The sequence below is a fragment of the Uliginosibacterium silvisoli genome (assembly GCF_036017035.1).
GTDB lineage: Bacteria > Pseudomonadota > Gammaproteobacteria > Burkholderiales > Rhodocyclaceae > Viridibacterium > Viridibacterium silvisoli.
The window spans coordinates 483,961-506,595 of the sequence record NZ_JAYXHS010000004.1 but is presented as its reverse complement, the minus strand read 5'-3'; the positions used below and the strand labels follow the sequence as shown (position 1 = coordinate 506,595).

The 22,635-nt window shown below is 60.3% G+C and carries 22 protein-coding genes; 13 read left to right on the top strand and 9 right to left on the bottom strand.

What is annotated here, in order from left to right; all coding sequences use genetic code 11:
- Window positions 1-86: 86 nt before the first annotated feature.
- Entirely contained in the window at window positions 87-1,127 is a 1,041-nt protein-coding gene (locus VVD49_RS20105; protein WP_327601018.1) for a nuclear transport factor 2 family protein, read from the bottom strand.
- Window positions 1,128-1,406: 279 nt separating this feature from the next.
- Between VVD49_RS20105 and cysS the strand changes: the two genes are divergently transcribed.
- Both cysS and VVD49_RS20095 read left to right on the top strand, forming a co-directional pair.
- On the top strand, window positions 1,407-2,786 hold the full coding sequence (gene cysS, locus VVD49_RS20100; RefSeq protein ID WP_327601017.1) for a cysteine--tRNA ligase: 1,380 nt from the start codon (window positions 1,407-1,409) through the stop codon (window positions 2,784-2,786).
- Window positions 2,787-2,798: 12 nt separating this feature from the next.
- Window positions 2,799-3,422, top strand: coding sequence for a ParA family protein (locus tag VVD49_RS20095; protein WP_327601016.1), 624 nt, complete (start codon window positions 2,799-2,801; stop codon window positions 3,420-3,422).
- Window positions 3,423-3,479: 57 nt separating this feature from the next.
- Here the strand turns inward: VVD49_RS20095 and typA are convergent, their stop codons facing one another.
- Window positions 3,480-5,291, bottom strand: coding sequence for a translational GTPase TypA (typA, locus tag VVD49_RS20090; protein WP_327601015.1), 1,812 nt, complete (start codon window positions 5,289-5,291; stop codon window positions 3,480-3,482).
- Window positions 5,292-5,541: 250 nt separating this feature from the next.
- Between typA and rpsF the strand changes: the two genes are divergently transcribed.
- From rpsF to dnaB, 5 genes are all read left to right on the top strand, one after another.
- The gene (rpsF, locus tag VVD49_RS20085; RefSeq protein WP_327601014.1) at window positions 5,542-5,934 is read left to right on the top strand and encodes a 30S ribosomal protein S6; all 393 of its coding nucleotides are present in this window, start codon (window positions 5,542-5,544) and stop codon (window positions 5,932-5,934) included.
- 33 nt (window positions 5,935-5,967) lie between these two features.
- Window positions 5,968-6,306, top strand: a complete 339-nt coding sequence (priB, locus tag VVD49_RS20080) for a primosomal replication protein N (protein WP_327601013.1) — start codon at window positions 5,968-5,970, stop codon at window positions 6,304-6,306.
- Entirely contained in the window at window positions 6,306-6,578 is a 273-nt protein-coding gene (rpsR, locus tag VVD49_RS20075) for a 30S ribosomal protein S18 (protein ID WP_327601012.1), read from the top strand. The genes priB and rpsR overlap by 1 nt, the downstream gene beginning before the upstream one ends.
- Window positions 6,579-6,595: 17 nt before the next feature.
- The gene (gene rplI / locus VVD49_RS20070) at window positions 6,596-7,045 is read left to right on the top strand and encodes a 50S ribosomal protein L9 (RefSeq protein ID WP_327601011.1); all 450 of its coding nucleotides are present in this window, start codon (window positions 6,596-6,598) and stop codon (window positions 7,043-7,045) included.
- Between the two features lie 144 nt (window positions 7,046-7,189).
- Window positions 7,190-8,602: a replicative DNA helicase gene (gene dnaB, locus VVD49_RS20065; RefSeq protein ID WP_327601010.1), complete on the top strand. Its 1,413-nt coding sequence runs from the start codon at window positions 7,190-7,192 to the stop codon at window positions 8,600-8,602.
- Window positions 8,603-8,679: 77 nt separating this feature from the next.
- Here dnaB and VVD49_RS20060 read toward each other — a convergent pair whose 3' ends face one another.
- From VVD49_RS20060 to VVD49_RS20050, 3 genes are all read right to left on the bottom strand, one after another.
- Window positions 8,680-9,084 (bottom strand): COG4315 family predicted lipoprotein, encoded by a 405-nt coding sequence (locus VVD49_RS20060; RefSeq protein WP_327601009.1) that lies wholly within the window; start codon window positions 9,082-9,084, stop codon window positions 8,680-8,682.
- A gap of 163 nt (window positions 9,085-9,247) precedes the next feature.
- Window positions 9,248-9,913 carry a lytic transglycosylase domain-containing protein gene (locus VVD49_RS20055; protein ID WP_327601008.1) on the bottom strand — a complete coding sequence of 222 codons (666 nt, stop codon included), beginning with the start codon at window positions 9,911-9,913 and terminating at the stop codon, window positions 9,248-9,250.
- The gene (locus VVD49_RS20050; protein ID WP_327601007.1) at window positions 9,913-11,622 is read right to left on the bottom strand and encodes a proline--tRNA ligase; all 1,710 of its coding nucleotides are present in this window, start codon (window positions 11,620-11,622) and stop codon (window positions 9,913-9,915) included. Before VVD49_RS20050 ends, VVD49_RS20055 begins: the two co-directional genes overlap by 1 nt.
- A 211-nt stretch (window positions 11,623-11,833) precedes the next feature.
- Between VVD49_RS20050 and VVD49_RS20045 the strand changes: the two genes are divergently transcribed.
- From VVD49_RS20045 to VVD49_RS20030, 4 genes are read left to right on the top strand one after another with little or no spacing between them, the layout of a single operon-like run.
- The gene (locus tag VVD49_RS20045; protein ID WP_327601006.1) at window positions 11,834-12,376 is read left to right on the top strand and encodes an RNA pyrophosphohydrolase; all 543 of its coding nucleotides are present in this window, start codon (window positions 11,834-11,836) and stop codon (window positions 12,374-12,376) included.
- Window positions 12,366-12,989 carry a 2-polyprenyl-3-methyl-6-methoxy-1,4-benzoquinone monooxygenase gene (coq7, locus tag VVD49_RS20040; protein ID WP_327601005.1) on the top strand — a complete coding sequence of 208 codons (624 nt, stop codon included), beginning with the start codon at window positions 12,366-12,368 and terminating at the stop codon, window positions 12,987-12,989. Before VVD49_RS20045 ends, coq7 begins: the two co-directional genes overlap by 11 nt.
- 31 nt (window positions 12,990-13,020) lie before the next feature.
- A complete protein-coding gene (locus VVD49_RS20035; RefSeq protein WP_327601004.1) occupies window positions 13,021-13,905 on the top strand; it encodes an alpha/beta hydrolase in 885 nt (294 codons plus the stop codon).
- A 25-nt stretch (window positions 13,906-13,930) separates the two neighbouring features.
- Window positions 13,931-14,173: a DUF4212 domain-containing protein gene (locus tag VVD49_RS20030; protein ID WP_327601003.1), complete on the top strand. Its 243-nt coding sequence runs from the start codon at window positions 13,931-13,933 to the stop codon at window positions 14,171-14,173.
- Here VVD49_RS20030 and VVD49_RS20025 read toward each other — a convergent pair whose 3' ends face one another.
- From VVD49_RS20025 to VVD49_RS20010, 4 genes are read right to left on the bottom strand one after another with little or no spacing between them, the layout of a single operon-like run.
- Window positions 14,174-15,670, bottom strand: coding sequence for a glycosyltransferase family 39 protein (locus VVD49_RS20025; protein WP_327601002.1), 1,497 nt, complete (start codon window positions 15,668-15,670; stop codon window positions 14,174-14,176).
- Between the two features lie 2 nt (window positions 15,671-15,672).
- On the bottom strand, window positions 15,673-17,229 hold the full coding sequence (locus VVD49_RS20020; RefSeq protein ID WP_327601001.1) for an ArnT family glycosyltransferase: 1,557 nt from the start codon (window positions 17,227-17,229) through the stop codon (window positions 15,673-15,675).
- A complete protein-coding gene (locus tag VVD49_RS20015) occupies window positions 17,226-18,296 on the bottom strand; it encodes a glycosyltransferase family 2 protein (RefSeq protein ID WP_327601000.1) in 1,071 nt (356 codons plus the stop codon). The genes VVD49_RS20020 and VVD49_RS20015 overlap by 4 nt, the downstream gene beginning before the upstream one ends.
- A 58-nt stretch (window positions 18,297-18,354) precedes the next feature.
- Window positions 18,355-19,281 (bottom strand): lysylphosphatidylglycerol synthase transmembrane domain-containing protein, encoded by a 927-nt coding sequence (locus tag VVD49_RS20010; protein WP_327600999.1) that lies wholly within the window; start codon window positions 19,279-19,281, stop codon window positions 18,355-18,357.
- 196 nt (window positions 19,282-19,477) lie between these two features.
- On the opposite strand from VVD49_RS20010, the gene recQ reads away from it, so the two are divergent.
- On the top strand, window positions 19,478-21,307 hold the full coding sequence (gene recQ, locus VVD49_RS20005) for a DNA helicase RecQ (protein WP_327600998.1): 1,830 nt from the start codon (window positions 19,478-19,480) through the stop codon (window positions 21,305-21,307).
- Between the two features lie 158 nt (window positions 21,308-21,465).
- Window positions 21,466-22,587: an HD-GYP domain-containing protein gene (locus VVD49_RS20000; RefSeq protein WP_327600997.1), complete on the top strand. Its 1,122-nt coding sequence runs from the start codon at window positions 21,466-21,468 to the stop codon at window positions 22,585-22,587.
- Window positions 22,588-22,635: the final 48 nt, after the last annotated feature.

Here is a 22,635-nt window from a genome sequence, read left to right as displayed (position 1 = left end):
GGCCCGCTGCAGAACTGCTTGCGAATACGCCGACGAAAAGGACGCAACGCAGAAAACGACTGACTGAAAACCGCATCAACGTCCCATTAGCGGCCGACACGTTCTTGCTGAATCAGCCAACGGTTGCCGCGCTGCACCAGGACCAGGGTCTTGCTGGTCGTCGTGTTGAGTGTCGCGGAGGAGTAATGCTGACGGAAGCGTGCAGTGGCCTGATCGCCGTCGATCTGCACTTTGAGGTCCGTCACACCAACCTTGATGTTGCCGGGTTTGGCGATGCGTGATTCGCGTTCATCTTCCCAGCTCTTGCGTGAAGCATTGCCTGGTACGTCGAAGTCTTTCGCATAGACCGCCAGATAGCCTTTGACGTCCTTGCGGGACCATGCTGCTGCCCAGCCCTCTATCGTTTTCTGCACATCGGCCTGCTGAGCCTCCTTCGCCGCAGGTTTTTCAACCGGCTTTTCAGGTGCAGGCGTTGGTTTTGCTACAGGCGCAGGTGTTGGGGCAGGTGCTGGCGCTGGCAGCGGTTTGGCCGGGGCGGGGGTCGGTGCTGGCGCAGGAGCCGCGACCGGTGCCGGCGTCGGGGCAGGCGCAGTTATGGATGACGAGGCCGCGCTCGCAACCGTCGTAGGCCGCGCTGTCGGTGCGGTCGTGCGGCCACCCACGCTCATGATTTCACGCAGCATCTTGAGCTTGGTCTGCGCATTGGAATTCGACGAGTCGATCTGCAGTGCCCGGTCGTAGGCCTGACGCGCCATCTGGGTGTACAGGTCACCAAGATTTTCATGGGCCGTCGCGTAGGTGGGATGCGTGCGGATCGACATTTCGAGCGCTGTACGTGCCTTGTCGTATTGCTTCTGCTGAGCATAGATCACGGCAAGATTGTTGTATGGCTCGGGTAGTTCGGGCGCCTCTTCGGTCAGCTTGGTGAAAACCGTTGCGGCCTCATCCAGACGATTCATTTCCGCAAGGATGACACCCTTGAGAAAGCGCGCCTGGCGATCCTTTGGTGATGCGGACACAAGCTCGTTGACTTCGTCCAGCGCCTTCGCTTGTTGCCCCTGACGCAAGAGGTTTTGTGCTTCCTGCAGGCTGGCGCCAAACGCTATGGACGTTGTGCCCAGCATCATGACGGAAGTCATGACGGCGATGAGTTTTGACAGACGGGGAAGGGCGGTAGCGGTAACAGCGTGGGCAAGGCCTGGTCGGGCGATCTGTCTGCGCATTGTGTTAGAGTCAGTTCAGGTTGTCCGGGAGGTTTTCCGGGGTGTTGTGTGTACTTCGGAATCGCCGGATTTTACTTTACATTCCATCGTTCACACGGCTCCCGTTGAGAATTTCCGCCGGACGCGTCGCATTCCGGCGCCGGACGCAGCCCCGCGTCTGCCGCGCCCCATAACAAAATAGATATGCTCAAAATCTACAACACGCTGGCCCGCCAGAAGCAGGACTTCACCCCGATCGAAGCTGGCAAGGTCCGCATGTATGTCTGTGGTCTGACCGTCTACGACTTCTTCCATATCGGTAATGCCCGTACGTTGACTGTCTTCGACATGGTCTATCGCTGGCTGTCGACTACCGGCTACCAGGTGAAATACGTCCGCAACATCACCGATGTGGACGACAAAATCATTGATCGAGCCAACAAAAACGGGGAGTCGATTGACTCTTTGACCGGACGTATGGTGCAGGCAATGCATGAGGATACCGATCGCCTCATGATGCTGCGCCCTACGGCCGAACCCCGCGCTACCGAGCACATCGGCAACATGTTGGGGTTGATTGGCGGGCTGGTTGATAAGGGTAAGGCCTATCCCGCCAGCAATGGCGATGTGTACTACGCAGTGCGCGAGTTCGGGGGCTACGGCAAGCTTTCTGGCAAGTCGATCGATGATTTGCGCGCAGGGGAGCGTGTTGCGGTTGATGGTAGCAAGCGTGATCCGCTTGATTTCGTACTGTGGAAAGCAGCCAAACCGCATGAGCCGCACTGGCATTCGCATTACGGCGAAGGCCGCCCCGGTTGGCATATCGAATGCTCGGCGATGAGCAAGGCCGAACTCGGCGAAACGATAGACATCCATGGCGGCGGTTGGGACTTGCAGTTCCCGCACCATGAGAACGAGATCGCGCAGAGCGAAGGTGCTTCCGGCAAGCCTTTCGTGAACTACTGGATGCACGCGGCATTCCTCAATATGGACAACGAGAAGATGTCCAAGTCCTTGGGGAATGTCTTCACGACGCGTGAAATCCTCGCCAAGCTGGACCCGGTGCAAGGCGGCGAGACGGTTCGTTTCTTCTTGCTGCGCGGACACTACCGCTCGGAAATCAACTACACGTGGGACCTGCTGCTGGATTCGCGCGCATCGCTGTTGTCGCTCTATACGGCCCTGCGTGACGTGCCACCTGCGGCGATGCAGATTGACTGGAACGAGCCGCATGCGGCACGCTTCCGTGAAGTCATGAACGACGATTTCAATACGCCCATGGCATTTGCGGTGCTGCATGAGTTGCGTGCTGAAGTGAATCGGACGAAATCGGCAGAGCTTTCCGGTTTGCTGAAGGCGCTTGGGAATACGATTGGCTTGCTGACGCAAGACCCCGCCCGTTTCGTGCAGGGGGGTGAGGCAAGTGGCGATGATGCGGCCGAAATCGATGCCTTGATCCTGCAACGGCAAGAGGCAAAGAAAGCGCGCAATTTTGCGGAGTCAGATCGTATTCGCGACGAACTCAAAGCGCGTGGCATAGTGCTGGAAGACGGTGCAGGGGGCACGACCTGGCGTAGGGCTTGATACTGTGGGAGGGTGATCTTGAAGGTCTTTCTCGTAGCAAATCCGAAGGGCGGCTCAGGCAAGAGCACGCTGGCGACGAATCTGGCGGGCTTGCTGACGCACACGCGAATGGATTCGCTCGTCATGCTCGGCGATGTCGACAGGCAGCAATCTTCGGGCTACTGGCTCAAGTGCCGTCCCGCTTCTGCGTTGCCGATCGTGACCTGGGAGATCGAGGAGGGAAAGCCCGCCAAGCCACCAAAAGGTACGACGCATGCGGTGCTGGATACGCCAGCGGGCATGCATGGCGATCGATTGAAATCAGTGCTGAAGCTGGCCGACCAGGTGCTGGTGCCAGTGCAGGCTTCCATGTTCGATCTGATGGCCAGCCAGGCTTTTTTTGAAGAACTTGCCGAAGCCAAGGCTGCGCGTGGCCTGCCAATTGGCGTGGTCGGGATGCGTATCGACGAGCGCACCCGTTCCGCCGAGCAGTTCCATCGCTTCATCGAATCGACCGGATTGCCGCTCCTCACCAGTCTGCGCAGTACACAGAACTATGTGCAGCTGGCAGCGCATGGTCTGACCTTGTTCGACGTTGCCCCTCATCGCGTGGAGAAGGATCTGTTGCAGTGGGATCCGATCCGGGCGTGGGTCTGATCGCAACTCATAGAAAATAAAAAGGCCACCTTGCGGTGGCCTTTTTTGTGACATGGCTTACTCGGCCTTGGCTGCGCGCTTGCGCTCGTGTTCCTTGAGGTAGCGCTTGCGGAGGCGGATCGACTTTGGCGTGATTTCGACAAGTTCGTCGTCAGCAATGAACTCGATCGCACTCTCCAGCGTGAGCTGGATCGGCGGCACGAGGCGCACGGCTTCGTCGGTGCCCGAGGCGCGAACGTTGGTGAGCTGCTTGCCCTTGATCGGATTCACGACCAGGTCGTTGTCGCGCGAGTGGATGCCGATGATGATGCCTTCGTACACCGGGTCGTTGTGCGAGACGAACATCTTGCCGCGATCCTGCAGCTTCCAGATCGCGTAGGCGACAGCAACGCCGTCGTCCTGGCTGATCAGCACGCCGTTGCGACGCTCAGACATGGCAGCTGCCATTGGGCCGTAGTCGTCGAACACGTGGCTGGCGAGGCCGGTGCCGCGCGTCAGCGTCAGGAATTCGCCCTGGAAGCCGATCAGGCCGCGAGCGGGGATGCGGTACTCGAGGCGCACGCGCCCCTTGCCGTCCGGAGACATGTCTTGCAGCTCGCCGCGACGGCGACCGAGCTCTTCCATCACACCGCCCTGGTGTTCTTCTTCAACGTCTACCGACAGCATTTCGTACGGTTCGCACTTCACGCCATCGATTTCCTTGAAGACGACGCGTGGGCGGCCGACCGCCAGTTCGAAGCCTTCGCGGCGCATCGTTTCCAGCAGGATGGTCAGGTGCAGTTCGCCGCGGCCCGAGACTTCGAACACATCGGCGTCGTTGGTGTAGTTCACGCGCAGCGCGACGTTCTTGAGCAATTCCTTTTCGAGGCGCTCACGGATCTGGCGGCTGGTGACGAACTTGCCTTCGCGACCGGCGAGAGGCGAGCTGTTCACCATGAAATTCATAGTCAGGGTTGGCTCGTCGACGGCGATTGGCGTCATGCCGTTCGGTGCTTCAGGCGAACAGATCGTGACGCCAATCGCGACTTGTTCGATGCCGCTGACCAGAATGATGTCGCCGGCGACGGCTTGTTCGGTCTGGCTGCGCTCGAGGCCCTTGAAGGTCAGCACCTGGCCAACCTTGGACTTGCCCAACTGCTTGTCGCCGTACATGACGATGACTTCCTGGTTAGGCTTGATGCTGCCGCTCTTGATACGGCCGATGCCGAGCTGACCGATGTAGGTCGAATAATCCAGCGAGCAGATCTGCACTTGCAGCGGACCGTCGGCATTCACTTCGGGCTGTGGGACGTGCTTCAAGATGGCTTCGTAGATCGGCACCATGTCCGTGCCCGGTTTGTCGGCTTCCAGCATGGCAAAGCCATTGAGTGCCGAAGCGTAGACAACTGGAAAGTCGAGTTGCTCTTCAGTTGCGCCGAGCTTGTCGAACAGATCGAAAGTCTGGTTGATGACCCAGTCTGGACGAGCGCCCGGGCGGTCGATCTTGTTGACGATGACGATGGGCTTGAGGCCCAGTGCCAGCGCCTTGCGCGTCACGAAACGCGTCTGTGGCATCGGGCCTTCGACGGCATCGACCAGCAGCAGCACGCCGTCGACCATGGACAGCACGCGCTCGACTTCGCCGCCGAAGTCAGCGTGACCGGGGGTGTCTACGATATTGATGTGGGTGTCGCCATATTGAATGGCGCAGTTCTTTGCCAGAATCGTGATGCCGCGCTCTTTTTCGAGATCGTTGCTGTCCATCACGCGTTCGGTCACCGCCTGATGCGCGGCAAAGGTGCCGGATTGGCGGAGAAGCTGGTCGACCAGGGTGGTCTTGCCATGATCGACGTGGGCGATGATGGCGATGTTACGGATGGAGCGGCTCATAGAGATCGATCTTCAGGGGCAAATTGGAGTTTGGGCAACCGTCGACTTTAACATACATGGGTGTTGCGACGCAGCGTTTGCGCGTCATTTCAGTGTAGATGTTCGGCCTGATCTGCTTGAACAGCATTGCACGGCTATGGCAAGCCCTTGAATGACTTGCCGAAACACCTGTTTTGTCCTATAGTAGCGGGCTTTCCTTGCTCCACCGGTCGCATGCCGGGGGGCTTTAATTAACCGTAAAGGAGTTCGCATGCGACATTACGAAATCGTATTCATCGTGCACCCCGATCAGAGCGAGCAAGTGCCCGCCATGATCGAGCGCTACAAGGGTCTCGTGACCGCCAAGGGTGGTCAGATCCATCGTCTGGAAGACTGGGGCCGCCGCCAACTGGCATACCCGATCGAGAAGGTACACAAAGCCCACTACGTTCTGATGAACATCGAAGTCGATGGCGACACGCTCAATGAGCTGGAGCACGCCTTCAAGTTCAACGATGCAGTGCTGCGTCACCTGACCATCAAGACGAAGAAGGCCGTTGTGACCCCTTCGCCAATGATGAAGGAAGAGAAGTCGCGTTCGCTGACCTCGCCGGCTCCAGCCGCTGCAGAGGAAAGCACGTCTGACGCGCAGCCTGCAGCCTGATCTCGGGTTCGAGATCGCTGAATCGAAAAAGAATTGGGAGAAGCTGGAGTTCGCAACATAGTAGCGATTGCCGGAAGCCTGATGGAGCGCGATGCGCTTCGCATGACGCCGGCAAGAATTCCGGTGGTGGGTTTCAAGATCCGCCACACCTCGGTCCAGATTGAACTGGAAGTCGAGCGGAACGTGAGTTGCGAAATGAGTGTACTGGCAATCGGCCCTTTGGCTTCGCAGATCACTGCGCTGCCGATGGGAGTCGAAATGCTGCTGGAGGGTTTTCTCGCAGCACGCAGTGCCCGCCACCAGACTCCCGTATTGCATGTAACGAAATTCGAGCTTCTTGAAGCCCGAAATAATGTTGAAGGAACGAAATAATGGCTTTCAGACCTGGTGCCAAGAAAAAAGACGAACGTGGTGGCAATCGCAGCCTGTTCAAGCGTCGCAAGTTCTGCCGCTTCTCGGCAGAAAAGATTGAAGAGATCGACTACAAGGATGTTGAAATCCTCAAGGACTTCATCACCGAAAACGGCAAGATCATGCCGGCGCGTATCACCGGTACCAAGACCGGCTACCAGCGTCAGCTGTCTACCGCCATCAAGCGCGCACGCTTCCTGGCGCTGATGCCTTACACCGACCTGCACCAGTAATCCGGGGGAACTAGACCATGCAAATCATTCTGCTTGAGAAGGTTGTAAACCTCGGCAATCTGGGCGAAGTCGTGAAGGTCAAGGACGGCTACGCACGTAATTTCCTGATCCCGCAAGGCAAGGCCAAGCGCGCAACGGCAAACAATGTCGAAGCGTTCGCTGCCAAGCGTGCCGAGCTGGAAAAGATCGCTGCGCAACGTCTGGCTGCTGCGCAAGACGTGGCTGCCAAGCTCGATGGCACCGAAGTGCAGATCGTCAGCAAGGCTCGCGTTGATGGCCGCCTGTTTGGCTCGGTCAGCACCGCTGACATTGCTACGGCGTTGGTTGAGAAGGGCTTTACCGTTGCCAAGGCTGATGTACGTCTGCCGGACGGCGCGCTGAAGACCATTGGTGACTACGAAGTGGAAATTTCGTTGCATACCGACGTGTCGGTCAAGGTCAAGGTTTCGATCGTCAGCGAAGCCTGATCATCGTCTCTTGAAGACTGAAAAAAGGGGCTGCCTCGGCAGCCCCTTTTTTGTTAACGCAGCATCAGAAAAACAAACCTTCGGTGCCGAGTTCACACCGGCGGCTGCCTGTAAAATTCGGGCTCACCTCGAGGAGCAAAAGCGATGGCCCAGCCGCGTGGCGGACAGCAATCCGCACCACAAGATCCGCAGCTCGCAGCGTTGAAGCTGCCGCCACATTCGATCGAAGCGGAACAGTCGCTCATCGGTGGCTTGCTGCTGGATAACTCCTGCTGGGATCGCGTTGCTGACCTGGCATCCGAGGTCGATTTCTACCGTGACGAACATCGCCGCATCTTCCGCCAGATTGCGATCCTGATCGAACAGGGCAAGCCTGCCGATATCGTCACTGTCTTCGAAGCGCTCGACAAGAACAACGAATCACAGCATATCGGTGGTCTGGCCTACCTGAGCGAGATTGCCAACAACACGCCGTCGGCGGCCAATGCGCGGCGCTATGCGGAAATCGTCCGTGAGCGCGCAATCCTGCGCAAGCTGGTGACGGTCGGTGACGAGATTGCAGGCAGCGCGCTGACGCCTGGTGGTCGTAATGCCAGCATCATTCTCGATGAGGCTGAATCGAAGATTCTCAATATCCGCGACGAAGGCAGCAAGAGTTCACAGGGCTTCACGCCGATCCAGCCGGTGCTGGGGACTGTCGTCGAACGCATTCAGGAGTTGTATTCGCGCGAGGATCAGGCGGCAGTGACGGGTGTGCCGACGGGGCTGGTAGATCTCGATGCGAAGACTTCCGGATTGCACGCGACGGATATGATCATCCTCGCGGCACGTCCGGGTATGGGCAAGACTTCGTTTGCCCTCAACGTCGCTGAAAGCGTCGCGCTCGAAGCGGGCTTGCCTGTCGCGATTTTTTCGATGGAAATGCCGGCGACCCAATTGGCGATGCGTTTCATCTCTTCCGTGGGGCGTCTCGACCAGCACAAGCTGCGCACGGGCAAACTCAATGACGATGAGTGGCAAAAGCTGACGTACGCGCTCGGGCGCCTGCATGAAGCGCCGATCTACATTGACGAAACGCCAGGTCTGAATCCAACTGATCTGCGCGCCCGTACACGTCGTCTGCACCGCCAGTGCGGTGGCAAGCTTGGGCTCGTTGTCATCGACTACCTGCAGCTGATGACGACGCTCAATCAAAGCGACAATCGTGCAGCCGAGCTGTCGGAAATCTCGCGCTCAGTAAAGGGGCTGGCGAAGGAGTTGAAAGTGCCGATCATGGCCTTGTCGCAGCTCAATCGGAGTCTGGAGAATCGCCCCAATAAACGGCCAATGGCCTCCGACTTGCGAGAGTCCGGTGCGCTGGAGCAGGATGCTGACATCATCATGTTTATTTACCGCGATGAAATCTACAACCCCGACACGCAAGATAAAGGCCTGGCGGAATTGATCATCGCCAAACATCGTAACGGGCCGACGGGTACGGTGCCGATGACTTTTGTGGGGGAGTACACGCGTTTTGAAAATTACGCAGGTTCTTCCTTCATGGAGCGAGGCGAGTAATTTCGACGAGCAACAAGAGCTGGTTTTGAAATGACAAAGGGCGCCACGGCGCCCTTTGTGTTTTTACTGGTGATCGCTTAGGGCTTGGCTACGTGCCAGGTGTTGCCAGCCATGCCTTCGCCAGTCTTGTCTCCCGGCTTCATGTCCTTGGCCCAGGTGTAGACCGGCTTGCCCTTGTAAGCCCATTGCTTCTTGCCGTCGTCACGAGTCACGACACTCCAGTCGCCCGAAGCGGTGGCGCCGTCAGCGACTGCCAGTGGTGGCCAGTTGGTTGCGCAGGGGCCATTGCAGGCACTCTTGCCTGGTACGGTGTCCTTGTCGAAGGTGTACAGCGTCATGCCCTTGCTATCGGTGAATACGCCATCTGCAATTTTGGCTGGGGCCGCAGGTGCTGATGACATGCTGCTACAGGCGGCCAGAACGGCGAACGATGCAACGAGAAGGGTGCTGCCGAGAATGCGACGGAATGCGAGGTGTTGCATGGTCATGTCTCCTGCGGTTGTGAGTGACATGATATGAACACGGGCTGCACGCATTTATTCCATTGCGTTGAATGGAATCACGTTGTACTGGAAACGAAGCTGGTCAGCTCGTGATGCAGCGGATAAAGCATAAGCAGAGCAAGGTCTGCGGCCGAGGCTGGCCTCAGCGCTGGGCGACGGTGGTTGTCAGCGGCGCAGCAGCCTGAGTCTTGGGCTTTTCGTAAGCCCATTTCTTTTCCCATGCTGCGCGGACCATGTTCGGGTATTCAGGCCGACCGAGGCTGCCGTTGTAGCGGCCTAGCGCGCGATACAGGTCGCCTTTCTCGATGTCGAGATAGTGACGCAGGATCGTGCAGCCATAGCGCAGATTGGTACGCAGATGAAACAGGTTTTGCTCACTGGTGCCAATCTGCTTGACCCAGAATGGCATGACTTGCATGAAACCGCGCGCACCAACCGATGACACTGCGTATTTGCGGAAGGCGCTTTCGACTTCGATCAGGCCCAAGACCAGCTGGGGGTCGAGACCCGCACGCTGGGCTTCGTAATAAACCGTCTTGAGGAATTCGACGCGATCACGCGTGTCTGGCAAGCGCTTCACGAGGCGCGGCGACATTTCCGTCAGCCAGCGGAGCTTTTCATCTTCAGAGGCGAAGATCGGCTCTGGTGAAGCGGTATCGCTGATCGCCTTCTGCATCGACGCCTGTACGCTGGCAGCCAAGGCTTCTTCTCGTTGGCCACCAGCCAGAGCGAGGCCCGAAAGGCCCAGGCTGACGCAGATCAGCAGGGCCTTGGCAGAGAAGCGAGCGAGTGTTTGCGGAGACGTCATTAATTGCTGAGTTTTGATTTTACGAACGAGGCAATCTCGTTGACGGGAACCTTGGTCGCTTCGGCATCGCGACGGCCTTGATATTCAAGCACATTTTCCTTCAAGCCTCGGTCACCGATCACCACCCGGTGCGGTACGCCGATCAGTTCCCAGTCGGCGAACATGGCGCCGGGGCGTTCGTCGCGATCATCCAGCAGAACGTCGATGCCCAGCGCCTGCAGCTCGCTATAGAGTTTATTAGCGGTATCGCGCACGGCTTCTGAACGGCTCCAGCCCATCGGGCACAGCACGACTGTGAACGGTGCGATGCTGTCTGGCCAGATGATGCCGCGCTCGTCGAAATTCTGCTCGATGGCGGCGCCCATGATGCGGGTAACACCGACGCCATAGCAGCCCATTTCCATGACCTGCTCCTTGCCGTCTTCGCCAATGAACTTGCAGCCCATGGCTTCGGAGTACCTGGTGCGCAGCTGGAAGATGTGGCCGACTTCGATGCCGCGGCAGATTTCGAGTTTGCCCTTGCCGTCAGGCGACGGGTCGCCAGCGACGGCGTTGCGGATGTCGGCAACAGCAGGCTCGGGGAAGTCGCGGCCGATGTTCGCACCGGTGAAGTGATAGTCGTTCTCGTTGGCGCCGATGACGACGTCCGACAACACGGCCGCCGAACGATCGATGTACACACGCCCCTTATAGCCGACAGGGCCGAGCGAGCCGGGCGCTGCGCCGAAGGCTTGTTCGATGGTTGCGGGTGTAGAGAAGCGCAAGGGCGACAGCACGCCAGCCAGCTTGCCGGCCTTCACTTCGTTCAGCTCATGATCGCCACGCAGCAGCAGCAAAACCGGAATGCCTTCATCGCCATCAACGATCACAGACTTGAGTGTTTGCGCTGCTGGAATCTTGAGGAAGGCAGCTAGCTCGTCGATGGTTTTGGCGCCCGGCGTATGCACCTTGGTCAGCGCGGCTTGTGGAGCAAGGCGTGTCGTGGTCGGCGCCAAAGCTTCGGCCAGCTCGACGTTGGCTGCGAAATCGGAGTCTGGGCAGTAGGCGAGCGCGTCTTCGCCGGTCTCGGCGATCACGTGGAATTCATGCGAGCCTGTGCCGCCAATCGCGCCGGTGTCCGCCGCCACAGCGCGGAATTCCAAGCCCAGTCGCGTGAAGATGCGCGAGTAGGTGTCGAACATGTTCTGGTATTCGCGCTTCAGGTCGTCGAAGCTGGTGTGGAAGGAGTAGGCGTCCTTCATCGTGAACTCGCGGCCACGCATCACGCCGAAACGTGGACGGCGCTCATCGCGGAACTTGGTCTGGATCTGGTACAGATTCTTCGGCAGCTGGCGATAGCTGCGGATTTCCTGGCGCACGATGTCGGTGACGACTTCTTCAGCCGTGGGCTGCAGCACGAAGTCGCGGCCGTGGCGGTCTTTCAGGCGCAACAGTTCGTCGCCCATCTTGTCGAAGCGGCCCGTCTCCTGCCACAGCTCTGCAGGTTGCACGACCGGCATCGCCAGTTCGACTGCGCCAGCGCGGTTCATCTCGTCGCGGATGATGCCTTCGATCTTGCGGATCACGCGCAGGCCCATCGGCATGTAGTTATAGATACCGGCGGAGAGCTTCTTGATCAGGCCGGCACGCATCATCAGCTTGTGACTGACGATCTCTGCGTCGGAGGGGGCATCCTTGAGTGTGGAGACGAAAAACTGGGTGGCGCGCATTGGAGGATCAGTCGATTCAATGTGTTGTAGACCGGCGATTGTAACGCATCGGCCGTAGGCGAAATTGACGCCGCCGACGGGGCGGGCGCCCATTCCGCCAGTCGATGATTTCGACTGGGCATTTCGCCCGTATTCCCGTCACAGTTCCGTGTTTCCTCGACAGCGGAACTGTGGAACAATCGGCAGCAGTCAATGTATTAAGGTGTCCATCATGCTCGACAGAGACGGTTATCGTCCCAATGTCGGCATCGTCATCGCCAACGCACGCAACGAGGTCTTCTGGGGCAAACGGATTCGCGAACATTCCTGGCAGTTTCCGCAAGGTGGCATCAAGCAGGGCGAGTCGCCCGAGCAGGCCATGTTCCGCGAGTTGTTCGAAGAGACCGGCCTATCCCCCGAGCATGTACAGGTGCTCGGCAGAACGCGTGACTGGCTGCGTTATGACGTGCCGAAAAACTGGATCAAGCGCGAGTGGCGCACCACTTATCGTGGCCAGAAACAGATCTGGTTCCTGCTGCGCATGCGCGGCCGCGATTGCGATTTGAACTTGCGCGCCAGCGGGCATCCCGAATTCGATGCCTGGCGCTGGGCGCAATACTGGGTGCCGCTCGAAAATGTCATCGAGTTCAAGCGAGGCGTCTATCGTCATGCGCTGAACGAGCTCGGGCATATCCTTTTTCATGGCGACTTTGCCAAGCGCCCCGTAAGTTACACGGAGCTCGACAACGCAGCGGCGGGCAGCAATGCCGCTTGATCGTGCCATCGTCGAGTTCGACAAGATCCTGCGCACGCTCGCTGCGCCGGCGCAATCGACGCGGCCGGTGCCGGGCGATCAGCTGCCAGAGGCTGAGCTGAGCGAAGCGCAGCGCAGTGAAGTGGCGGCGCTGATGCGCGTAAATCATGTCGGTGAAATCTGTGCGCAGGCGCTCTATCAGGGGCAGGCGATCACCTCGCGTGATGCCGGCCTGCGCCGCTCGCTGGAGCATGCGGCGGAAGAAGAAACCGAGCACCTGGCCTGGACGGCGCAGCGCATCAAGGAGCTTGGCGGTCGTACCAGCCTGCTAAATCCGCTATGGTATTTCGGTGCGCTAGGCATGGGCGTCGCGGCTGGATTGGCGGGTGACAAATGGAATCTCGGCTTTCTGGCCGAGACCGAACGCCAGGTCGAAGCACATCTCGCCAGCCACCTTGATCGCATTCCCGCTGAGGATGCACGCTCACGAGCGATTCTCGAGCAGATGAAAGCCGATGAAATGGCCCATGCCACGACGGCGGTCAGTCTGGGGGCTGCCGAGCTGCCAGCAGCTGTGCGTACGGCCATGACTTTCGCCTCGCGTGTCATGACGACTCTGGCCCATCGCGTCTGACCTTCCCGTTTTTCCCCCAAAGCCTTTCCTCATGAACCCAGCTTTCGAGATTCCCCTGTGGCCGGCCGCAGCGCCGGGCTCGGCTGCGCTGACTTTCGACGAGCTGATCGAAGAGCGCAGCCCTGATACCTCTGCGTTTTTTGACCGTGCCATCACGCGTATTTCACGGCCACGCCTCGCCGTGTTTCGTCCCGAGCGGCCAAATGGTGCGGCGATATTGCTGGTGCCGGGCGGTGGCTACCAACGCGTGGTGTGGGACAAGGAAGGTGTGGATGTCGCGCGCTGGCTGACCGGACTGGGCGTGACGGTCTGCGTGCTGGTCTATCGCTTGCCCGCTGAGGGGCACGAAGAGGGTCGTAACGTGCCCCTGCAGGATGCGCAGCGCGCCATGCGTCTCGTACGCCAACATACTGCGGAGTGGGATGTCGATGTCGCCCGTGTCGGTGCAATGGGCTTCTCGGCCGGAGGTCACGTCGTCTCCTCGCTTGCGACGGGATTCGATCGCGCAGTCTATGCGCCGGTCGATGCCGCTGACGGGCTGTCTGCGCGCCCGGACTTTGTAGTCCTGGGCTATCCGGTGATCTCGATGGACGCGGTCATTGCGCATGCTGGTTCGCGCCAGAACCTGCTGGGAGCCGAACCGGATGCTGCCTTGCTCAAGGCCCACTCGAGCGATGAATGCGTCGATGCGGCTACGCCGGAAACCTTCATCTTGCTGCCGGACGACGATGCGGCCGTGCCGCCGGAAAACTCGATCCGCTATTACCTTGCCTTGCGCAAGGCAGGTGTGAAAGCGGAGCTGCATGTCTTCCGTGATGGAGGGCATGGCTTTGGCATACGCCTCGCAACCGGGCCGGTGAGTGCCTGGACGCGTCTGTGCGAGAACTGGTTGCGGCAGAACCGTTGGTTGCCGTAGTAGCGATGGCCATAGCGAGCATGCAGTGACCAAGGATCCCGGCCCCTACTGGCGCAAGACGCGGCGTTTAACGCTGGGGCTGTTGTTGCTATGGCTGGGGGTGACGCTCGCGACCTGCCTGTATGCGCCGGAACTGAATACCTTCCATGTGCTCGGCTTTCCGCTCGGCTTCTATTTCGCTGCGCAGGGCTCGCTGATCATCTTTCTGCTGATCGTCGGATTCTATGCCTGGTACATGAATCGGCTTGATCGCCAGGCAGATCGTTGATCAACGATAGCCCCTGAATCCTTCGAGCAGGATCACATCCACTTCACGACGCAGCTTCGGCCCTGCAATGACAGAGACGTGAGCGAGCGTCTGGTGCGAGCTGAAGCGCTCGATCACGCCTGCGGAGCCACTCTGCGTTACCAGGATGGCGGAGCGCCCCAGGTCTTCGGGGCCGAGCGGGGTGGTCAACTGGTAATGATCCTGCGGAATTGCTTGTGGCTTCCAGGCGGCGTGCTGCAGATGCATGTCACGTAGCTCGTAGAGCAGGTGCGCCATCAGCGTGCGATTTTCCGTCAGCAGCATGGCGTCGGGGTGGGCGGCGAAGATAGGGCGCAGCTGGCGAGCCAGTACGTCCCAGGCGCGCGCGCGCTTGAGGATGTCGAGGCTGGCGGGCACCGGTTTGCCGGCGATGCGGTAGATGTCGCGCACGTGATACACCGTCAGCATCAGACCTGCGTTGAGTGCGATTACCACGATCCACCAGCGCGTCTTGAGGCGGCTCAGAAAGACAACGGCCAGCACGGTTGCCGTGACGAAGGCCGGTGCGGCCCAGTTGCCATTGGCTTCGGAGCGCAGCGCCTGCAGGAAGACGATGGCCAGCAAGGGCAGCGAGAAGCACACCAGCAATTGCATGCGCCCATCACGACGTTGCTGCCATGCGACCACCAGTCCCGCCAGAAAGGCCAGCGCAAAGCCGGGGCCCAGCGAGGCCAGTTGCGCGAGCAGGAATTCGCCGACGTTGCCGCCCTTGTCGTTGATGCCCTCGACGTGGGTGATGTCGGCGGTATGGCGCAGGGTCGGGAAATCATGCGACCAATTCCACAAGACGTTAGGCATGACCAGGACGGCGGCCAGGGCGATGGCGGCCCACAGACGCGGGTTGCCCAGCTGCGCGCGACGTTGTGGTGAGAGCAGCAGGTAGAGCAAGGCCGATGCGCCGAAAGCCAGCATCGTGTACTTCGACATGACGCCCAAGCCGAGTGCGACGCCCAGCAGCAGCCAGTCACGCCAGCGATCCATCGACGTTGCCCGTACCAGCGCGAGGATGGCGAGCGCCCAGAAGAACAGCAAGGGCGCATCGGTGGAGACGAACAAGCCAAGCCCGGAGACGAAAGGCAGCAGCGAAAATGCGACTGCGCTGCGCAGGCCGACACGCGTGTCGAAGAGCTGGCGACCGAGTACGAACAGCAGCCATGCGGTTGCCGGGTAGAGCAGGATGGCACTCAGTTTGACGGCGACCAGATCGTCACCGAACAGTGCTGTCGATGCCGCGATCAGCCAGGCGACGACGGGGGGTTTCGAAAAATAGCCCCAGTCGAGTTGCTGCGCCCAGGTCCAGTATTGCGCCTCGTCCACGTATAGCGTGATGCCCAGACGCGGCAGTACCCAGATGCGATAGAAGGTGACGATGCCCAGCCACATCAGGAGCATGCCGGCACCGGAGCGCGCGGGAAGGCCGGTCGTTTGCGGTGTGCGTAGCGTCGCGAAGGTCTGCATGCTTATTTGACCCGGACCAGCATGACGCCGCCTTCACGCTGCAGTACGTCCACCTTGGCATCGGCGGGCAGGCGATCGGCGCGGGTCAGCGCGATCTGCCCCGGCTGGGCCTGCTCGGTAGGGGTCACGCCTTGTCGGTAGACGCTGAAGCTGGGGGCATGGAAATTCCACAGCACCATCGGCTCCTTGTAGGCGCGCGCTGCGATGCCCGCGCGTTTGGTCGGCCCTTGCAACAGCTCCCCCATCAACGGTGCGACGGCTGCCGTGACGGAGAGCAGGGTCAGGCCTGCGACGAAGCTCGTGCGCTTCCAGGCATCGTTGTGAAGGATGAAGACGGCCATCGCCGCTGCAGCGAGGGTCAAGCCGGTGACGCCGTGGTAGCCGAACAGCTTCACTTCCGCAATGCGACCGATCTGCAGAACATAGAACGGGTCCTCGATCCAGCCCTTGCGCAAAGCATCGCCAAGGATGGACGGCAGGGTGAGCGCTACGCACAGCACGATCAGCGCGGGCAGGGCCGCAAGACGGGCATTGCGCACGAGTTCGCGATTGAGCGCGATCAGCACAAACAGGGGCGTGCAGCCATACAACGCGTAGTGCGGCAGCTTGGTGCCGGACAGCGAGAAGAAGCCGATGACGAAGATCGCCCAGATCCACAGGAAACGACGCAACGGGTCGCCCATGTCGCTCTTGATCTTCAGAAGCGAGGCGACCAGCCAGGTGAGCCACGGTAGCAGCAGCACAGGCACGATGGCCAAGTAGTAGAAGATGCTGCCGGAGTGGCCTTCGAGCGAACCCGAAAAGCGCTCGACATTGTGCTTGAGTATGAAGCCGTCGATGAAGGCCTGGCCGTGAATGCTCAGCGCCGCCGCATACCAGGGAACGGTCACGGCCAACAGGATCACCCAGCCTGTCGGGTCGAACACGCTGCGTGTCCAGTCGCGCATGCGGCGAAAGCTCAGGCAATAGATCAGCGTCGTCGCCGCTGGAATCATCAGCGCGACCGGCCCCTTGGTGAGCACTCCGAGGCCGATCCACAAGTAGCTGCGCAGAAGTGGCGCCCGCTTGCCGGACTCGAGGTGGCGCCAGCTGTCGAACAGGCTCAATGCGATCAGCATGTTCAGCAAGGCGTCGGCGGTAGCGGCGCGGCCGATGAAAATTACGCCCAGGCTGGTTGCGGCGACTGTCGTGCCGAAGATGGCGGCATGGTGGGCATTGCCCGTTTTTGCCCCTTGCTCGCCGGCGAAGATGCCGACAGCCCAGCACCAGGCTGAAGCGGCGAGCGCAGAGGGCAGGCGGAACGCCCATTCGTTCGGGCCGAAGAGCCAGACGAAGATCGCCTGGCACCAGTAGATCAGGATGGGTTTGTCGAAGCGTGGCGCGCCATTGAGCCAAGTCGACAGGAAGTCGTGACGCACGAACATCTCGCGCGTGGCTTCCGAGAACGCACCTTCGTCAACATCGAACAACGGAATGCTGCCGAGGTTGAAGAGGAAAGCCGCCAGCGGGATCAGGAACAGCAGCCAGCCGAGCTGACGGTCGACGTCGAGACGCTTCATGCGGATTTTTTCCAGGCCTCGTCCTTGCCGAAGTGATCCGGGTCACGCACTTCGTATTGCTTTGCCGAACCGGATTCGAAGTAGATCCGCGCCAGGGTTTCAGCCAGCACGCCGGTGAGCACGAACTGCACGCCCATGACCAGCGCGAAGAAACCCAGCATCAGCAAGGGGCGGGTGCCGATGGTTTGTCCCTGCACGAGTTTGAGGAAGGCCATGTAGAGCAGGATCGCCGAACCGATGCTGCCGATGGTGAGGCCTGCGCCGCCAAAGAAATGGCCGGGGCGCGTGCGGAAGCGCATGAAGAAGTAGACCGAGATCAGGTCGAGAATCACGCGGAACGTACGCGAGATGCCGTACTTCGATTCGCCGAACTGGCGTGCATGGTGTTCGACGACTTCCTCCGAGATGCGCCGCGGCGTGGTTACTGTTGCCAGCCAGGCCGGAATGAAGCGGTGCATTTCGCCATAGAGGCGCACGCTCTTGATGACGCTGCCGCGGAAGGCCTTGAGACTGCAGCCGTAGTCGTTGAGCTTCACACCGGTGATGCGGGCGATCAGGCGGTTGGCGATGCGCGACGGGATCTTGCGCAGCCACAGACCGTCCTGACGGTTCTTGCGCCAGCCGGCAACGAGGTCGAGGTTCTCGCGCAGCAGGCGCGCCACCATGCGCGGGATGTCGATAGGGTCGTTCTGCAGATCGCCATCGAGGGTCACGATCACGTCGCCGCGGGCGGCGTCGATACCGGCCTGCATGGCCGCGGTCTGTTTGAAGTTGCGCATCAGCTCGACGACGCGCACATGCGGGCCATATTCGGCAGCAGCGGCGCGCAGGGCGTCGACCGTGCTGTCGGAGCTGCCATCGTCCACGATGACCAGCTCCCAGGGCCATGGGTAGTTGGAGAGGCCTTCATGCACGCGCTCGACCATGGGCGCGACGCTCTCGGCCTCGTTGTACATCGGCACGACGACCGACAGGCGATGGACCGGCAGGGTCTCCAGGGCCAGCTCGGCGTTCGACGGCACAGGGGGCAGGACAAGCGTTTGCGAAGCTACGGACGAGTCGGTCATGGCATTTTTCGATCAGGTATTGACTGGCATGGGCCGGCGTTTGCGCCAGCCCGGGAGACTATTCTTTCGCCAGTTTCTTGTTGGCGTCTGGCAGGAACATGAAGGCTGCAGCACCTGCGCACAAGGCACAGGCAATCACGAAGAGGTGTAGCACCAGCGCGGCTTGTACGCCATCTGCCAGCATTATGCCGTGAGCGCGTAGAAGTGCCGCACCACCGAACTCGGCCGTGCCGAATCCGGCTACGCCCTGGATCGGTTGCACGGCGGCAAGTTCAAGGCCCATGGCCCCGGCGAGGCCTGCTTGCAAGGGCACGCCGAGCAGCAGGGCCAGCATCCAGGCTTGTGCCGCGAGCTTGACCGACCAGTTGGCAAACGTCCACAACCAGGCGCGGCCGGAGCTGTGCGTGGACTGGGCGAGCGCCGCACGCAGCTTGATGAACAGGGTGGCCAGGCGGCCATGTTCCGGTAGCAGTTCGGGATGATTGCGCGCCCAAGCCGGCACTGCCCAAGCCGCCAGCAAGACCACGGCCATCCAAACGATGCGCAACCAGAGAGGAAGATCCGGCCAGACCAGTGCGGCCAGCGCGAGCACGACAAATGCATCCTGCAGGCGTAACCACAACAGCGCTGCAACAGCGCGGGTAGTGGGTACGCCGAACCAGCGCGACAGGAGAATCGGGAAAGCAGCCTCGCCGCCGCGGAACGGTACGACGTTCACCATCGCGTTGTGGATCAGCGTCAAACGGAGGATGCCGGCGAACGTCACTGGCGTATCGACCCGGAATTCGTCGAAGACGCGGCCCGCGCGTAGCAGATAGGTGAGCACGAATGCGCTGACGAGTCCGGCCAGTTGCCAGGGTTGTACGCGCGCAATGAGCTGCGAGAGATTGTCGGCCTTCCCGCTGTGCACGAACCAGATGACCAGCGCCGCGCTGCAGAGCAGGGCGACGGTCCGCTGCAGGAAACTCTTTAGCGAAACGTTCATGGGCAATGTGTGGCGAGCCAGGGTGGGAAAGGCCTGTTGAAGCAGCAATGGCGCTGCGGCGAAAGGCCGGGAGTTTAACATTTGCGACTCGTGCGGCCGACGCTTTGTTGCGTTGCGCCAGATACCCTCACAATTGACGCAGCCTTCCTGGCTTCGTCGCCCAATCGCCTGCCGCAGCTGTCAAAATGGCGACCATATGATTTCCGAAACAATTTCCGAAGAGCTGTCCCCCGCGCAGCACACCTTGCGTCACGTTTTCGGCTATGCCGCCTTTCGCGGCGAGCAGGCTGCAGTGGTGGATCACCTTGTCGGCGGCGGTGATGCGCTGGTCCTGATGCCGACGGGGGGCGGCAAGTCGCTGTGCTACCAGATTCCCGCCTTGCTGCGCGATGGTTGCGGCATCGTTGTTTCTCCCCTGATTGCCTTGATGCAGGATCAGGTGCAGGCCCTGCGGCAAGCTGGCGTGCGGGCCGCTTTGCTGAATTCGACGCTGGATGCAGATGAGACTGCGAACGTCGAACAAGCCTTCGTCAATGGCCAGCTGGACATGCTTTACGTGGCGCCGGAGCGCCTGCTGACGCCGCGCTTCCAGAACCTCATGACGCGCGCCCGACTGGCCTTGTTCGCGATCGATGAGGCGCATTGCGTGTCGCAGTGGGGGCACGATTTCCGGCCGGAATACATCCAGCTCTCCATCCTGCACGAGCGTTTTCCGGAGGTGCCACGTATCGCGCTGACGGCGACCGCCGACGCGGCGACGCGGCAGGAGATCGTCGAGCGTCTTGCGCTGCATGATGCGCGCCTGTTCCTGTCCAGCTTCGACCGGCCGAACATCCGTTACGCGGTGCTTGAGAAGGATAATCCGCGCAAGCAGCTGCTGCGTTTCATCCGCACCAATCACGATGGCGATTCCGGCATCGTGTATTGCCTGTCGCGCAAGAAGGTCGAAGAGACCGCGACCTGGCTGAAGACTGAAGGCATTCGCGCCATGCCGTATCACGCGGGCCTCGACTCCAGCGTGCGCGAGACCCACCAGACACAGTTCGTGCGCGGCGAAGGCATCGTCATGGTGGCAACCGTGGCCTTCGGCATGGGCATCGACAAGCCTGATGTGCGCTTCGTCGCGCATCTGGATCTGCCGAAGAGTCTTGAGGCGTACTACCAGGAGACGGGCCGGGCAGGGCGCGACGGTCTGCCGTCAAATGCGTGGATGGCCTATGGCCTGCAGGACATGGTCCTGCACCGCGAGATGATCGAGCAATCTACCGCGCCGGATGAGGTGAAACGCGTCGAGCGCCGCAAGCTGGATGCTCTGCTAGGTTACTGCGAGGCGCCTGCCTGTCGCCGTGAAGTCTTGCTGCGCTACTTCGGCGAAGCCTCGACGCCGTGTGGCAACTGCGATATGTGCCTCACGCCACCGCAGATGTTCGATGCGGCGCTGCCCGCGCAACAGATGCTGTCGACGATTTACCGCAGCGGCCAGCGTTATGGTGCAGGACACCTGATCGACATATTGCAGGGGCGTGAGACAACCAAGGTTTCCGAGCGCGGTCATCAGCACTTGTCGACCTTCGGCATCGGAAAATCCGTTTCGGATGCGCAATGGAACTCGCTGTTGCGCCAGATGGTGGCGCTGGGCATGATCGGCGTGAACGAACACGGTGGTCTGATCCTGCAGGAGAGCTGCCGGCCTGTGCTGCGTGGCGAGACCAGCTTCATGGCACGCCAGGTACGTGCAACGGCGCCGACGGGTGCTTCCAGCGTAAGGCGTGAAATCGAATTCGAGTCGGACGAAGCGCGCACCTTGTGGGCAGCCTTGCGCCAATGCCGACGCGATCTGGCCGATGAGCAGAACGTACCGGCCTACATGATCTTCGGCGACGCGACGCTCAAGCAGATGCTCGACAAGCGGCCAATCAGTCTTGAGGCGATGTACGAACTCTCCGGGGTGGGCGATCGCAAGTTGGCGGCTTACGGCACGGCGTTCCTCGAAGTCCTGCAAGCGCATCAGCACAGACACGCTTGATCAAGAGATCCGGTTATGGCTGATGAAACGCTAAGTCGTTGTCTTGTAAGGGTAAGTGCTGATGCTTGTCGGGTCGGCTTTCGTGACTTAGGCCCTTAACCAACGCGATCTGTCAGTCGTAACCAGCCTTGTGGGGATTTATCCCGCGAGGAGGCTGGGTGGCCGATTTTCATCGCCTGAGTAGCGCACAACTGCATCTCAATGAGGCTTTGCCTTGGGACGTCTATGACGTGTCAGGGCAATTGCTGTTGCGCAAAGGCTATGTCATCCAGCGTACGGAACAGATCGAGCGCCTGCTCGAGCGCGGCATGTTCGTGCCGGCTGAGATCTACAAGGCCTATCTGGGCTTCGATCCGAATTCCTTGCGCCAGACCTACGATCCTCTGTCGATCTGGCAGGCCGTGCAGGTGGGCGTTGGCGCGCTCATGAAAGAGCCGCCCAGAGACGGCAGTTTCACGACAGGCCTGCAGGTCTTCGCGCGGCAGGTCATGGAGTTGTGCGAGCGCAGCCCCGACCTGGCGATTGCCGCCATCCTGCTCAAGGAGTACAAGCGCTACCCGATCGCCCATGGTCTGCATGTCGCGGTGCTGGGCGAGCTCGTCGCACGGCGTGGTGACTTCGACGAGGCTTCCCGGATGTCGCTGTGCTGCGCAGCCTTGACGCAGAACATTGCCATCGTTGAATTGCAGCAGCTGCTGGCGCATCAGAAAACGCCGCTCACGGCCGAGCAACGCGCCCGTATCGATGCGCATCCCGAGGAGGGCTGCCGCATCCTGATGGCGGCAGGCGTCACCGATCAGGAGTGGTTGCGCAGCATTCTCGAGCATCACGAGAACGAGGAGGGCACGGGTTATCCACGCAAGATCAAGTCTCCCAGCCTGCTGGCGAGCCTGATCCATACCTGTGATGTCTATGCGGCCATGCTAAGCCAGCGTGCCTATCGCAAGCCTCTGCTCAGCGCCGAGGCCGCCAAGCAGATGTATGTCGGCATGGGGCAGGGCAAGGAGAATCCCTTCCCGGGCTTGTTGATCAAGGAGGTCGGCATGTATCCGCCGGGTAGCCTGGTCAAGCTTGCGAACGGAGAAGTGGGCGTGGTCTACAAACGTGGGCCACAGGCCAACACGCCAGTCGTGGCGACGCTGATCAACGCCAAGGGTTTGCAGCAGATGGATCCGGTGAAGCGCGACACGACCATAGACAGCTTCAAGATCGTGAGCGTGATGCCGCCCATGATGTTGCAGGTGAACTTCGAGCAGATATGGCGACCGCGTAAGGACTAGATGAAAAAAGGGCCGCAGACTGCGGCCCTTTTCTATCGATCCTGGAAC